Raw genomic sequence first — 13,604 nt, 5'->3', positions numbered from 1 at the left:
GCCGTCACCCCCAAGCATCAAGGAACCCAGATTGAGACCCAACACCGCCATTCCTTCGACCGTCGATGGCACGCCCGCGCCCGACCTCGAACGCTTCCGCCTGCGCCGCTTCCTCGAATCGCTCGACGAGAGCGAACTCGAACGCCATGACGCGTCCGTCGATCTCGCCGACATCGCCGGCATCATGGAAGGCAACCCGCGCGCCGTGTGGTTCAGGCGGCCGTCCGGCGGCGCCGTGTCGCTCGCGGGCAGCGTCGCCGCGAGCCGATCGCGTCTCGCCAAGGCGTTCGATACGACGCCGCAGCGACTGCTCGACACCGTGCGCGAACGCCTGCGCGTGAAAGGCAAGCTCGTCGAAGTGAGCCGTGAGGAAGCACCCGCGCAGCAAGTCGTGCTCACCGGCGACGCGTGCGACTTCACCGCCCTGCCCGTGCATCTCCAGCACGATCTCGACGGCGCGCCGTACATTTCGGCGTCGATCGACTTCGCCGTCGATCCGGACACGGGCTGGACCAACGTCGGCATTCGCCGCCTGATGCTGCGCGGGCGCCGCACGGCGGGCATCGATCTCGTCGCGCCGTCGGATCTGCGGGCCATCGCCATCGGCCACGCGAAGCGCGGCGAGCGTACCCCGATCGCATTCGCCGTCGGGACGCATCCGGTCGATCATGTCGGCGCGACCATGCGCATTCCCGCCGACGAGCTCGAACTCGTCGCCGCGCTGCGCGGCGCGCCGATGGGCGTGGTCAAGTGCGTGACGAACGACCTGCTCGTGCCCGCCGACGCCGAGTTCATCCTGGAAGGCTATCTCGACGAGCGCGGCCACGCCGAGCCCGAAGGCCCGTACGGCGAATTCCTCGGCTATTACGGCGGCGTGAAGACGAATCCGCTGTTCCATCTGACCGCGATCACGCATCGGCGCGACGCAGTCTTTCAGACGTGCACGATCGGCGGCCGCTCGATGGCGCGCACCGATACCGCGCAGCTCGCCGCGCTGCGCACCGAAGTGACGGTGTGGCGCGCGCTCGAAACCGCCGTGCGCGAAGTGAAGGCCGTCTATGCGAACCCGGCCACCGGCGGCATGTTCAACGTGCGCGTCGCGATGCAGCAGCGCGTGCCGGGCGAGGCGCGCAACGCGATCGCGGCCGTGTTCGCATCGCTTGCAAACGTGAAGCATGTTTTCGTGGTCGATCCCGACATCGACGTGTTCTCGGACGAGCAGATGGACTGGGCGCTCGCCACGCGCTTTCAGGCCGATCGCGATCTGGTGCTCCAGGACAGCCTGCGCGCGATGCCGCTCGACCCGTCGCTGCTCGGCGCGACGAAAACGGCGAAGGCCGGCTTCGATCTCACGCTGCCGTTGCTCGCGCCGGGCGCCGAGCGCGATCTCGAGCATCGCGTGCCGACGCCGCCCGCGTATCGCGGCGCGCGCTTCGACTCGCTCGAAGCGGCGCTCGAAGACGGACCGAAGCGCTTTTCCGAACTGATGGCCGCGACCGGCACGCGCGACGGCCGCGAAGTGGTCCGCTGGCTCGAAGACACGGCGCAACGGCGCGCGATCACACGGGACGAGGAAGGCCGCTACGTCCTTGCGTGACGCACGGGCTGTCGCACCGGAAAGTCCCGCGGTGCGGCAGCCGCTGCTGCGGACGGGATAGAATCGGGCATGCTCCACGCCCGAAAAACAAACGGCCGTCGTCGATGAATCTATCCCTCAAGCAACTCAAGGTTTTTCTTGGCGTCGCGAATGCGTCGAGCTTCACGAAGACCGCGCAGAGCATGCATCTCAGCCAGGCGGCGCTTTCCGCGATCATTCGTGAACTCGAAACGCAGCTCGATTGCCGTCTGCTCGAACGCACCACGCGCACGGTCTCGCTGACCGAAGCCGGCCGCCTGTTCTATCCCACCGCGATGGCGATCGTCGAGTCGCTCGAGAAATCGGTCATCGAACTCAACGAGCTGGGGCGTCAGAAACAATCGTCGCTGCTGCTCGGCTGCACGCCGATGATCGCAGCGAGCCTCATGCCCTCGGTGCTCGCGCGCTTTTCGAATGTCTATCCGAACGCGCAGATCGAACTCGTCGACCGCAATCCGACCGAACTCGTGCAGATGGTCGAGGAAGGCCATCTCGACGCCGCGTTCGGCGTGTTCTTCTCACAGCTTTCCGGCATCGACCGCACGCCGATCTTCCCGACGCGGCTCGTCGCCGTATCGCCCGCGCAGGCAGGCGCGCCGCTGCGCGGCTCCGGCATGCGCTGGACCGCGCTCGAGAATCAGCCGCTCATCACGCTGCCGAAGGACAATCCGCTGCAACGGCTCATCGAGGCGACACTATCGAAAGAGGAAGTGACCGTGAGCCGCCGCATCGTCGTGGGTCACTTGCAGACAGCCATCGCGATGGCGCAGGAAGGGCTCGGCACCGCGGTCATGCCTTCCTTCTGCGAACATATCTGCTACCGCTACAGGGTGCGTGTCGACGCGTTGCGGCCCGAAGTTCCGCTTTCGTTTTATCGCATCACGCGAACCGGGCGCGACACGCTCGCCACACTCGACCAGTTCACGTCGATGTTCACCGAAGCCGCGAAGGAAGACCCCACCGGATTCAGCGACGCCGATATCGACGAGTGAGGCGCGGCGACGTTCCCCCAGACGTTCCCCCAGGCGTTGCACACGACCGTTCGGGAACATCGCCAGGAGCTCGCTTCTCGACTGTGCGTTCCATCCCGACAGCGAACGCGCCCTGGGGCGGAAAAAAGCTTATCTGCAGGCCTTTATGAACTCAATGAACGACGATCAGACTGCATCGCGCGCCGGAACGTTCTTTGCGCGAGCCCAGACAAGCCGAGAGCGATTCGGCTTCTTTGTGGGAGACACATCATGTCAGTCGATACAAACCATATGAACATCGTTGGCAAAGGCGCGGCAACGGCAGATGGTCCGGGCCCGGACGTCATGGCCGCGAGCACGCTGGATGGAAATAACGTGCTGAGTTCCGATGGGGACGATGTGGGCAAGATCAAAGAGATCATGCTCGACGTCGCTTCTGGTCGCGTCGCCTACGCGGTTCTCTCGAGCGGCGGCTTCCTCGGTATCGGAGATAAGCTGCTGGCGGTTCCGTGGAGCGCTTTGACGCTCGACACCGACAACAAATGCTTCCGGATAGCGGCGACTACTGAACAGGTGAGGAATGCGCCGGGATTCGACAAGGACGGTTGGCCCTCGATGGCGGACCGTTCGTGGGCGGATTCGATCCATCGCTACTATGGCCGGCCGCCATATTGGCAGCGCCTGGAGCGCGACGATGCAACATATCGCGACGTTCCGCCGGCGTTCTAAACGATAACCTTCCAGGATCGGCGGCGCCTTAGGCGTCGCCGGGTCGAACTGCACCGCTCGTCAGATTTTTTCAGCAGAAGACTCGACGACAAGAGCATCAGCAAGTGCTTCCTTAATGCGGGCCGTCCCGGCGGCGTCCTCGACGATCACGATTAGTGTAAAGAGCAAGCGCGAAACCGACGACGCTTCGTGCTTGAGCGCAGCCGCACCGAATGACTCGTAATGCGGCGCAAGAGAAGGATACAGTCCTAGATCTTCGCCATGAGCGGCAAAGGTTGCGTGGTCTTCCATGCAGCCAGTGTCGCGTTCCGTGCAGTACTCAGTGCTCGCAATGTAACGCGCTAGCCTGATTGAATCCAGTTCATGCACTTCGCTTCCATAGCCCAGCATCAGTTTCTCTGACGCATGTTCTGCCGCTCCCGCGCTCGAGAACTTCGCTATTAAAGTTCTGGCCACTTTTCCTCCTTCCACATCGCTGGGCGGACAGGTTTAAACGTCGCCTGCGAATGACTATTTGATTTGCACGGCAGTTCCTCCAATGTTGGTTAGCACGAGCCTTGCCGCGAGATTTGGCGGAGCTGCAATGGACGCTCAACGGTTCTCATTTCGGCAAGATGAGATTCACTATCGTCGGGCCGCAAGAGCACGCAACAATAACGAAGGCGAGCGGAACATTTTTTGCGCAATAAAGGGCGGCGACGGATTTCGATTTCCTTTAGTCGTCGCGATATCGGATTCGAGCTGGAAGTCGCCAATTTGCTATGGCTCAGCCGGGAATCGCGGCTTCGAGAGTGCCGCAAGTTTGCCTTTAAAAATAGACGTACAGGAGATTGCAATCATGAAAAAGTTAATAGCTGTCATCGCATCCGCATTGCTAGCCACTACTGTTTTCGAACAAACGGCGGCGGCGGCAGACGCTAACGATGCGCAAAAAGCTCAGCTGAAGGCAAACAGTGAGAAGATGGAAGCGCAGGCCACCGCGAACAAGAAGAAGGCGGAGGCACAGACCGATGCCGAGAAGGCGCAGGCCTCAGCTAATGAAGACAAAGCGTCTGCTCAGGCCGACGCCGACAAGAAGGCCGCCAAAGGCGCCAAGGCGACCACGCCCGCCGAGGCGTCCGGCGCTCGACATGATGCGGCGAACGCGCAAGCCAAGGCCAATAAAAAAATGCAGCAGGCCCAGAGCAAAGCTGACAGAAAGAAGCACGACGCCGCAAACGATGCGAACGTAGCACAAGCGAAGGCCGACGAGAAAAAGGTCGAAGCGCAAAACGACGCTAACAAAAAGGCGGCGGAAGCCAAAGTCGACGCCGCAAAGAAGCAATAGAAAATGATGGGCGATCGTGCCGCTGGCCGATCGCCTTTAATCGTCACTCGTCCTGGCGCAGTCCGCACTGACGCTTTTGGCATTCATCGCGACACTTTTTTGTTTTCGATGAGCGGCCTTCGAAGCAGGGTGCGCTAGCTCGTCCATCAAGGCTCCTCGACGCGGGTCCAGGACGCATCGGGATCGAACTCGGTTAGCGGCTGTGCCGATGGGCCGCGATTCTTTTGATACACGACGCCGTTGTTGTTGACGACGAAAGTCATCACGCCGCTTGCGCCATACTGCGCGGGGTACGCGGCCATCGCGAAGCCGGCCAGCATGCGCCCGTTGATGATGTAGTTGAAAGGGCCGCCCGGCGCGTGCTTTCCCTGTCGCGTGAGAATGCGGAAGTAATATCCGTGATATGCATCGCCTGGGTTTCGATCCTTGAGATAGTTCGCGCTTGCTGCGATCAGCGGCCCGAACGGACTCGGCTCTTCACCCTTCGATTCATCCGCCGGCCAATACAGCCCGTCACGCTTGCCTGGCGTGCTGCCGAGCTTGCGCGCGTATTGCAGCACGCCGTCGCCCACGCGGTCGCGCGTCGCGTACTCGCGTTGCGCATCGACATACGCGCGCATCACCTTGATGGCCTCGCGCTCGTTCGCGCCGATGCGCCGATCCAGCACTTCCTGCTCGCCCTCTTCGGTTGCGAAGCGCCACGCGCCCTGCGTGCGAACGAGTGGAATCGGCATGGGCCACGCTTCATCACCGATACGCAGGATGCGGCGGTCCGGCGCCGTTTCCTCCAGCATGTGATACGCATTGAACTCAGCGAGCGCGTTGGCGCGCAGCTCGCGGTTCTCGGCTTCATCCGGCGTCACGACGAGTTCCTTGTGCGCATCGCCGAAGATGGCGATGAGTGCGGCGTCGTCGTTCGACTTGAGCGCCTGTTCCAGTGCACTGACCGCTTCGTCCGGCGTTTTGAAGGTCTGCTGCGACCCGGCGGCGAGAGCACCCAGAGGAACGGTGAGCATTGCGACAACTGAGCATGCGACGAACCGGCGGGACAAGATATTCACGAAACGTCTCCTATCGGCGGCCGACGCGGCCGCCCCCGCCGAATCCACCGCGCGCACCGCCCGAAAAGCCGCCACCCTGAAAATTGCGCCCACCCGGCCCGCCCGACATCGACTGCCGGCTCGCTGCGCCGCGCGTGCTGTCCGCTCTGGCGCCCTGGGCGGACCCGTAGCCGCTGAACGCGTCGCCACCCCGTCCCTGAAGGTTGCCGGCGCTCTGTGCGCGTGGCGACTGCGCGGCCGTCGGGGCGCGCGCGCCAGCGCGTTCGCCGCCCGCCGCGCCGAAGTTGCCGCCGCTGGCGCGAGTCGGAGCGTCGCCCACGCGCTGGGCCGATGCGCGTGTGCTGGCACCCGACACCTGTCCGGGCTTCTTTTCCGAGCGCCATTGGGTCGAGCCCTGAGACGCAGAGCTTCCGTTCGCCGAGCGGTTCGCAGCGCGATTGCTCAGCTCGTTCTTGACCTCGGCCCGGTTGACATTGCCTTCGCGGTTGATGTTGATCGTGTTGTTGCCGCCGCTGTAGTTCGCTTCGTAATGCCCGCCGTGCCACGCCGCAGTGATCGCCGCGCCCCAGATAAGGCCGGTCGCGAACGCCGCCCCCGGCGCGTAGGGATAGTAGTAGACCGGATAAGGCGCCGGCCAGTAGCTATATACCGGCGTCGGGCTGCTGATGACAACCGTCGACGGGTTGTACTGAGGCACGTAGATGACTTCGGGATTCGACGGAACAATCTTGATGACTTCCTTCTCGACCACCACCGTCTGCTTGTCATCCGTCTTGAGATTTCCCACTGACTGGGTCTGACGTCGGAAACGCTGCACGGCCTGCAGCACGGCGCTTTGATCCGCGACCACCGCTTCGCCGAGCGCCACGGTCCAGTCGAGGTCGTTGCTCATTTTCTTCAGCACTTCGGGGTAATTCAGCAGCGCCTTGATCGGGTCCTGCCATGCTTCGTTGACCGGCAAGTCCTTCTCGGTTTTTCTGCGATCAAGGAACCGGTCTGCCTGCACTACTTCCACCGGATAAGTCGATGCCGGAAGAATGATCGCGACGAGGTCATCGGGATAGAGTGCGATCGGACCGACGAGCTTGTCCAGCGAACCCGAATCCATCGCTACCGGTGGCGCAGGTCCTGCCTCCGACGCCTGAGCCATGGTTTGCGTACCGCTTGCGACAGGTGTCGGAGCGACCGTTTGCGCACCGCTTTCCGGCGGCGTCTGAGGGACTGCGCACCCGCCTGCGCACAGCGCGGATGCGATCACGATCACGCTAAAGCACTCACGCATGTCCAGCACCACCGACATTGGCTATACCGCGCGTGTCTCAGTTCCGAAGAACATCAGATTGCAAATCTCGTTCGACGCAAGCGGTCATTGCGCGCTCGCACCGCCATGTGCTGCTGCGATCGCCGCGTCGCGCTCTTTGGCGGCTTCCGCCTTCTTGTGCTCGAAGACTTTCTTGGCCGCTGCGACTTTCTGATTATATTTTTTGTTGGCTGCGGAGATTTCCATTCGCATCTTGACGATTTCGTCGTTATTCGCAGGTTGAGCCGCGCCCTGATCGGTTTGTGCCCACGCATTCGTTGCGAGCGCGATCGACATCAGCACTACAGCTCCGTTGAGACGATTCATGACTGCCTCCTCTCGTTGACTGCCACCAACTTCTTCACGGAGATCCGAGGTGTGCCGGCCGTTCCTCTCCGCGCAAACATTTCCAGGAACGACAACGCGATAAAAACCGCACTCTGCTCTGCTCACAGTATGCGAACGCGTTCGTGAATTCAAGAAAGCCGTCGCGCGTGCCCGAAACAACAAGAAGGAAAATGTCGCGCATTAAACCATGCGCTCGTATTCACAGAGGTGCACGCACCGTGTAGAGGGCACGTCGCCGACGTGACTGTACTCGTAGCCGACGTACCGTTGCCTTCCAGCGTGGTGGAGACGTCGTGAACTTGCGACACGACCGGGTCGTCGACCTTCCTTCGTCCTGGACAAAGCGCGAAAGCCGCTCCCCACTGGAATCCGGTCCGGCTTCCGAAGTTATATTGCGCGATAACCCCGCCTGCCCGGCGGCATTTCGATTTTTTTTTAACCGATCGAATTGTCGTGCCACCGATCGCCAAGCGTCGTCGTTGCAAAAGTCGATTCACAACGGTCGAGGATGCCGCTATCTTGATGCACACACCACATCCAAGATGTCTCGACTCGTCGTCCGGAACTCACATCATGCTCGCTCGCAAACTCAGGCTGATCGCGTTGCTCACTGGCATGCTCGTCTGCTCCTGGCCGGACGTGTCTTTTGCAACGGAGCAGGCGCAACAACGTCGCGCCGGCCGCGACGTCCGTCAGGATACGCGCCAGAACGCCCGGCACACCAAGCAGGACTGCCGCGCCGCCAATCAGCAAGCAAACGCGCATTGCCGACACGACAAGCGGCAGACAAAGCAGCACGGGCGTCAAGCTGCAAGAGACATCAAATACTGACTACGCGAGACGCGCCCACTGACGACAACTGGCCTGCATTTCACGCGCGGCGCAACGCCGTCCGAAACATGCTGCCTGAGCGATGATGCGCTCGTGCATGGCGGCACGCGTGCAACCATTTCTCAGCGGGCATGACTTTTCCCGTCGACAAGCCGCTCATGCGCAAGCCGCTGACGTCCGGGCATGCGTCCATGGGGCCGATGCGAGCATTCTCTTTGCGTGGGCCCGCATCGGAAGCGCTAGTTTGCGTCGGATTGCCAACGAAGGCTGCGCGGCCGATCGAAAACCAGCAGCATCAAGCACGCATAAAAGGAAACCGCGAGAAAAAGCCCCATGCGCACCGCGAACGCGGCATAGACGTCTTTGCCCGCGATGCTGTCCTGCACTGACTGGCCGAGCAGGATGATCATCGTGACGAGGCCGTTCACCCAGACGCCCGGCGAGTAGCGCGTCATCCTTATGCCATAGAGCCTGCGCCCGACCATCAAACCGAACAGCAGCATCCATAGGAAGAACATCCAAAGGTGCACGGAGAGTTTCAGCGCGAACCAAAATATGATCGCGAGCAGTCCACCGAGCAGTGTCGAGCCGATGAGATCGCGCGCCGCCCCACGCGCGGTCGTCGTGCAGCTCTGTCTGCCGAGGCTGACTGACTTCATGATGATCGGCATATAGCTTGTCGGATCGGTCAATGCGAGAAGGTACGCTGGCATGACCACGAGCGCGGCGCGCAGCGCAATGCGTCTCGCCTGACCGGAGGACACGGCCCTCGCCGCAGGCGGTGGCTGCGCGCTCGCTGGCTCGGGAAACAGGCCGTGCATGAGCGCGGACACCAGCAAGGCGAGCAGCAACCCCTTCACCAGCGCGCCGACCACCGTTACGCCCACCTGGAAGTCGGCCGTGCCGGCCGCGGAGATCATCGTGAGCCCCGCCACCAGAAAGGTCGCGACCAGATTGTTGCCCCCACGTACCCCGTAGAGGAACGCAAGGAATAGCAACAGGCCGACGAGCATCACGCCGGCAAGCGCGTAATGTCGAAGCAGCGGAACGAGCAGCAGGCCGCTGCCGGTGGTCAGCATCACGATCAGCGCCAACATCGCGGCTGCCTTGAACGAAAGCGGCCGGTTCTGTGTCGCGAGCAGAAAGACCGCGAACACCGGCGCGATCACGGGAACCGGGAAATCCAGCGCGAAACTGATCGCGAGGCACAACGCCGTCCCCGTCGCCATGCGCAGCGTACGACCATCTCGAAGCGGGAGCCTGTTTTCCATGGCGTCATCAATAGACGTAGGCCAGCCAGCTCATCGCACGCAGGAAAATGCGACCGAGCGGATTGAGCGGATTGCCTTCGCTCGGAAACGCCATCACCTCGGCCTGCCCGCCCACACGCATGTTGCTCAGGCGCGCGCGCTCGTCCTTATCGAACTCGACGATCACGGGGAAGCGCTGAGCCGGTCGCAGCCAATCGCGGCTTGTCTGCACACTAGGCAGACTGCCGGGTGGCGTGCTCTGCCCCACGCTCACACCGAACCCGATGCTGCGAATCCGCCCTTTGAAAACTTTGCCCGGGAGCGCATCCAGCACGATAGACACCGGTGTGCCGGGCCTGAGGCGGCCGAGATTGTTTTCGGTCATGTCCGCGCTGATCCACACGTCGCGGATTGCAATGAGCGTCATCACCGCCTTGCCTGCCGAGGCGAACTGGCCGACTTCGGTGCCGAGATCGGTAATGACGCCGCCGGTGCGCGCCCTGATGCGCGTGTTGGCGAGATCGAGTTCGGCCCTCTCGAGCGCTGCGGCGGCGCTGCGCAACTGCGCGTTCTCCGCCTCGATTCCGCCCTGCTGTTCGCGCGCACGCTCGACTTCCGCACGCGCCGCGACAACCTGACTTTGCGCTTGCTCGTACGTCGCTCGCGCCACTTCGAGACGCCGCAGCGAGATCGTGCCCTCGTCCTCGCGATACAGCCTTTCGAGCCGCTCGCTGTCCTGCCGCGCCTTGACCTCGTTTGCGATGGCCGCACGCAATGACGCACGCGCCGAATCGATGGCAGCCGTGCTCGCGCCGATCTGGCGGCGCATGGTTTCGAGATCGGCCCGCGCACGGTCGGCGGCGATGCGATATTGCTCGCCTTCGATCTCGAAGAGCACGTCGCCCGCGTTGACCTCTTGATTGTCACGCACCAGCACGCGCGTCACCCGACCCGATACTTCCGCGGCCACGGGCACCACATAGGCCTGCACGCGCGCCTGCTGCGTATAGGGCGTGATGCGGTCGGCAAGCAGATACCAGATCAGGCTCACGACGATCAAAGCGACGACCCACTTCACCGTCCTGCCCGACGGATCGTCGGCCGGTGGCGGCGGCGGAGCGGGTGACGGTGGCGCCGACGGCGTCCGCGCCGATGCGGTATCGGACGGCTCGGACTTCTCGCTCATCGGAACGCTCCTTCGGACGGCGCGTTCGCCGCCGGGGGCACGCTCACCTCGTTTAGCAGGTCGCCCCAGTTTGTGCGTTGCTGCATTTGCTGGCGTGTCGCGGGGTCGATGAGCGGCTGGCGCGTGGTCCAGCCACCGCCCAGCGCCTTGTAGAGCGCGATCAGACTGCCGACCGCATTGCGCCGGTTGACGACATACGCGTCCTGCTGGGCGAACAGCGCGCGCTGTGCATCGAGTACCCGCTGGAAGTCCGAATATCCTTCCCGATAAATCGTGCTCGCGAGCGTCAGCGAGCGCCGCGCAGCCAACTGTGCCTCGTTCAGGATGGCGTCGCGCCGCAACGCGGCGTTCATGGCCGTGGCGGCATCATCCGCCTCGCGCGCCGCCTCGCGCACGGTGTTCTGGTAGGCGACGGTCAACTGCTGCAGCCGCGCGTCCTGAACACGCACGTTGTTCGTGATCCTGCCGTGATCGAAGACGTTCCAGACGACGCTCGGGCCGGTCGCCACGGCAAGCGTGCTCGGTGAGCCGGCGAGCGAGCTCGCGCTGAAGCCGAGCGTGCCGAGCAGGGACACCGACGGATAAAAGTCCGCCTCAGCCACGCCGATGAGTGCCGACTGCGCGGCCATCTGATATTCGGCGGCGCGCACGTCGGGGCGGCGCAGCAGCAGATCGGCGGGCACGTCCTGAAGGACGGCATGGTCCACGAGCGGAATCACGCCTTCCTTGCCGGACGACACATCGAGTTCCGGCAACGGGCCGGGCGGTCGCCCCATCAGCAGGGACAGCGCGTGCCTGGCGAGCACGATCTGGCTCTCCAGATCCGGAATGCTGCTCAGCGTGCCCAGGTACTGAGTCCTCGCCTGCTGGAGATCGAGTTCGTCCGTCTCGCCGGCCTTGAAGAGCTTTTGCGCGATGTCGTAGCTGCGCTTCTGCAACCGGGCGTTCTCGCGGGCGATGCGCAGGCGCGCCTCGGCAGTGCGCAGCGTGAAATAAGTGTCGGCCACCTGCGCGTGCAACAGGACCAGCGCGGCATCGCGGTTCGCCTGCGCGGCGAAGAACCCGGCGTCCGCCGACTCGATCGCGCGCGCGAAACGCCCCCAGAAGTCGAGTTCCCATCCGACGACGAAGCCCGCGCCATATTGCAGATAGACGCCCGAGCGGGGCTCGAATCCGTCCGAGCGCTTGCGTGCCGACACGAGCACCTCGCCGCTGGCCTGTTGCACCTGCGGGTAGCGCCCCGCGAGCGCGATGCCGAGTTGCGCGCGAGCCTCGATCACGCGCAAACCGGCGATCTGCAGATCACCATTTCCCGCATCGGCTTGTGCCATCAAGCGTTCGAGGTTCTCATCGCTGAAAACCGCCCACCACTGCCGAACGTCGGGCTGCGGCGCCTGCTGCGTGACCTGCTCGAGCGACGCGCTGCTCCAGTGCTCGCTCCACCTCTCGTGCTGCGGATGAAAGTCCGGCCCCACGCGCATGCAGCCGCTCAGGAACCACGCGAGGCTCACGCTGACGCGGGCGGCCCGCCGCAGCCGTCTCATCCCGCTCGCGTGCATTGATGGGGACATGGCGCCGTCTCCGCGGCGCCCTTCACTGAGGCTCCCGTTGTTGCGCGGTTTCGGGGGCCGGCTGGTCTCTCACCCACCGCCAGAACAACTTGTAGGCGACTGCGAGCATCACGGGACCGATGAAGAGGCCGATCACCCCGCCCGTCACCATCCCGCCGAGCGCGCCGATCAACACGACGGGCATCGGTACGGCGACGCCTCGCCCCAGCAAGAGCGGCTTGAGCACGTTATCGGCCAGTCCCGCGACGAAAATATAGACCGAGAAGATGATCGTCGCCGTGCTCACTCCCTCGGTGACAATCACGAAGATGATGACCGGAACGGTGATCAATGTGGCGGGCAACTGCATGATGCCGATCAGTAGCACGGCGAGGGCAAGCAGGCCCGCGCCAGGAATGCCCATGACGATGAAACCGATGCCGATCAACAGCATCTGGATGAACGCGATCCCGACCACACCCTGCGCCACGGCCCGGATGGTAGCCGTGCACAGATCGGCGATCTGCTGGCCGTTTTCGGGCCCGGAGATGCGCGAAGCGATCTGCACGGCGCTACGATAGCCCTTCTCGCCGTGAGCCATGAAAATACCCGCGACGATCAGGGCAAGGAAAAAGACGAGCAGCCCGGCTCCCAGACCGGTGATTGTGCCGAGCATGGCAAGACCGGCCTCCTTGAGCTGGGGCGCGAACTTCTGCGCGAGACCTGAGATATCCGTGGATGCCTGCGCCCAGAAGCCGTATATTCGCTGCCCCACCAGAGGCCACGCGGCCACCGATTCTGCAGGAGGCGGAATCTGGAAGTTACCGCTCCTGATGACGGCCATCGCACGCTCGATCGAATTGGCCACCGCCACGCCCAGCAAATACGTCGGCACGAGGATGACGACGAAGGCGACGAGGACGATCAGCGAGGCGGTGAGGCCATCCTTGCCTGAAAGTACGTTGCGGAGTCTGAGCTGAAGCGGATAGAGCGTGACCGCAAGGATCAGCGCCCAGACCATCAGGTCGAGGAACGGGACGAAAACCCGGAAACAGAAGACGGCCAGAACGGCAACGAGTCCGGCGCGAATCAGGACGTCGAGCAGCTCTCTGGAGAGCGTGCGCTCGGGAATCGGCGATAGCATCTCGTGCCTCCTCGCAGTTTGCCGCGAGCATTTCCGTGGGCAAACCATGCTTGCCAGGGATCAACTTGGTAACCGGACGCAACTTCTCAATCGCTCGCGCGGCGGCATCGCCACTCACTGAGTCGTGCCGCTCACGTTCAGGACGTGCCGATGAATACGCACGCAAAGACTGCATGCCAGAAGATATGCGCTCCCGAGAATGCGCTCACCCGTCCAAGTCTAGGACGGGCAGCACGACTTCACAAACGAATCGGTGCATGGTGCCCGCGAT

General features: G+C 63.2%; 13 protein-coding genes. 5 read left to right on the top strand and 8 right to left on the bottom strand.

The features are described 5' to 3' along the window. Positions 1–31: 31 nt before the first annotated feature. The 3 genes from NCS58_RS26965 (at position 32) to NCS58_RS26955 (ending at position 3,336) form a co-directional block, all read left to right on the top strand. On the top strand, positions 32–1,597 hold the full coding sequence (locus tag NCS58_RS26965) for a UbiD family decarboxylase (RefSeq protein WP_061116444.1): 1,566 nt from the start codon (positions 32–34) through the stop codon (positions 1,595–1,597). 104 nt (positions 1,598–1,701) lie between these two features. Next, positions 1,702–2,628, top strand: coding sequence for a LysR family transcriptional regulator (locus tag NCS58_RS26960; RefSeq protein ID WP_061116443.1), 927 nt, complete (start codon positions 1,702–1,704; stop codon positions 2,626–2,628). Positions 2,629–2,877: 249 nt separating this feature from the next. After that, positions 2,878–3,336 (top strand): PRC-barrel domain-containing protein, encoded by a 459-nt coding sequence (locus tag NCS58_RS26955; protein ID WP_061116442.1) that lies wholly within the window; start codon positions 2,878–2,880, stop codon positions 3,334–3,336. A 60-nt stretch (positions 3,337–3,396) separates the two neighbouring features. Here NCS58_RS26955 and NCS58_RS26950 read toward each other — a convergent pair whose 3' ends face one another. Continuing rightward, positions 3,397–3,792 (bottom strand): hypothetical protein, encoded by a 396-nt coding sequence (locus NCS58_RS26950; protein WP_143756278.1) that lies wholly within the window; start codon positions 3,790–3,792, stop codon positions 3,397–3,399. A gap of 127 nt (positions 3,793–3,919) precedes the next feature. Between NCS58_RS26950 and NCS58_RS26945 the strand changes: the two genes are divergently transcribed. Continuing rightward, complete coding sequence (locus NCS58_RS26945) at positions 3,920–4,663, top strand: hypothetical protein (protein ID WP_250477843.1); 744 nt, start codon at positions 3,920–3,922, stop codon at positions 4,661–4,663. A gap of 146 nt (positions 4,664–4,809) precedes the next feature. On the opposite strand, the gene NCS58_RS26940 is transcribed toward NCS58_RS26945, so the two are convergent. The 3 genes from NCS58_RS26940 to NCS58_RS26930 form a co-directional block, all read right to left on the bottom strand. After that, positions 4,810–5,724: a DUF2950 domain-containing protein gene (locus NCS58_RS26940; protein ID WP_250477842.1), complete on the bottom strand. Its 915-nt coding sequence runs from the start codon at positions 5,722–5,724 to the stop codon at positions 4,810–4,812. A 10-nt stretch (positions 5,725–5,734) separates the two neighbouring features. After that, the gene (locus NCS58_RS26935; protein WP_250490631.1) at positions 5,735–6,874 is read right to left on the bottom strand and encodes a DUF3300 domain-containing protein; all 1,140 of its coding nucleotides are present in this window, start codon (positions 6,872–6,874) and stop codon (positions 5,735–5,737) included. A gap of 216 nt (positions 6,875–7,090) precedes the next feature. Then, positions 7,091–7,351, bottom strand: a complete 261-nt coding sequence (locus NCS58_RS26930; RefSeq protein ID WP_061116438.1) for a hypothetical protein — start codon at positions 7,349–7,351, stop codon at positions 7,091–7,093. A 474-nt stretch (positions 7,352–7,825) separates the two neighbouring features. On the opposite strand from NCS58_RS26930, the gene NCS58_RS34520 reads away from it, so the two are divergent. Further along, complete coding sequence (locus NCS58_RS34520; RefSeq protein WP_409241542.1) at positions 7,826–8,203, top strand: hypothetical protein; 378 nt, start codon at positions 7,826–7,828, stop codon at positions 8,201–8,203. A gap of 239 nt (positions 8,204–8,442) precedes the next feature. Here the strand turns inward: NCS58_RS34520 and NCS58_RS26920 are convergent, their stop codons facing one another. The 4 genes from NCS58_RS26920 to NCS58_RS26905 are packed head-to-tail and all read right to left on the bottom strand — an operon-like array spanning position 8,443 to position 13,333. Further along, entirely contained in the window at positions 8,443–9,474 is a 1,032-nt protein-coding gene (locus NCS58_RS26920) for a DUF2955 domain-containing protein (protein ID WP_061116436.1), read from the bottom strand. A 7-nt stretch (positions 9,475–9,481) separates the two neighbouring features. Further along, complete coding sequence (locus NCS58_RS26915; protein ID WP_061116435.1) at positions 9,482–10,639, bottom strand: HlyD family secretion protein; 1,158 nt, start codon at positions 10,637–10,639, stop codon at positions 9,482–9,484. Then, positions 10,636–12,183 (bottom strand): TolC family protein, encoded by a 1,548-nt coding sequence (locus NCS58_RS26910; RefSeq protein ID WP_061116434.1) that lies wholly within the window; start codon positions 12,181–12,183, stop codon positions 10,636–10,638. Before NCS58_RS26910 ends, NCS58_RS26915 begins: the two co-directional genes overlap by 4 nt. Positions 12,184–12,232: 49 nt before the next feature. Next, positions 12,233–13,333, bottom strand: a complete 1,101-nt coding sequence (locus NCS58_RS26905; RefSeq protein WP_061116433.1) for an AI-2E family transporter — start codon at positions 13,331–13,333, stop codon at positions 12,233–12,235. Between the last annotated feature and the right edge of the window lie 271 nt (positions 13,334–13,604).

This window comes from Caballeronia sp. INML3B, assembly GCF_023631305.1.
GTDB lineage: Bacteria > Pseudomonadota > Gammaproteobacteria > Burkholderiales > Burkholderiaceae > Caballeronia > Caballeronia turbans.
Note: the sequence above shows the minus strand (reverse complement) of the source record. Positions and strands in the feature narration are given on the sequence as shown.

What these genes read in the sequence shown, in the direction of transcription:
- NCS58_RS26960 (WP_061116443.1), top strand. Translation starts at nt 1,702, where the DNA reads ATGAATCTATCCCTCAAGCAACTCAAGGTTTTTCTTGGCGTCGCGAAT.
- NCS58_RS26955 (WP_061116442.1), top strand. Translation starts at nt 2,878, where the DNA reads ATGTCAGTCGATACAAACCATATGAACATCGTTGGCAAAGGCGCGGCA.
- NCS58_RS26945 (WP_250477843.1), top strand. Translation starts at nt 3,920, where the DNA reads ATGGACGCTCAACGGTTCTCATTTCGGCAAGATGAGATTCACTATCGT.
- NCS58_RS26935 (WP_250490631.1), bottom strand. Translation starts at nt 6,874, where the DNA reads ATGGCTCAGGCGTCGGAGGCAGGACCTGCGCCACCGGTAGCGATGGAT.
- NCS58_RS26930 (WP_061116438.1), bottom strand. Translation starts at nt 7,351, where the DNA reads ATGAATCGTCTCAACGGAGCTGTAGTGCTGATGTCGATCGCGCTCGCA.
- NCS58_RS26920 (WP_061116436.1), bottom strand. Translation starts at nt 9,474, where the DNA reads ATGGAAAACAGGCTCCCGCTTCGAGATGGTCGTACGCTGCGCATGGCG.
- NCS58_RS26915 (WP_061116435.1), bottom strand. Translation starts at nt 10,639, where the DNA reads ATGAGCGAGAAGTCCGAGCCGTCCGATACCGCATCGGCGCGGACGCCG.
- NCS58_RS26910 (WP_061116434.1), bottom strand. Translation starts at nt 12,183, where the DNA reads ATGAGACGGCTGCGGCGGGCCGCCCGCGTCAGCGTGAGCCTCGCGTGG.
- NCS58_RS26905 (WP_061116433.1), bottom strand. Translation starts at nt 13,333, where the DNA reads ATGCTATCGCCGATTCCCGAGCGCACGCTCTCCAGAGAGCTGCTCGAC.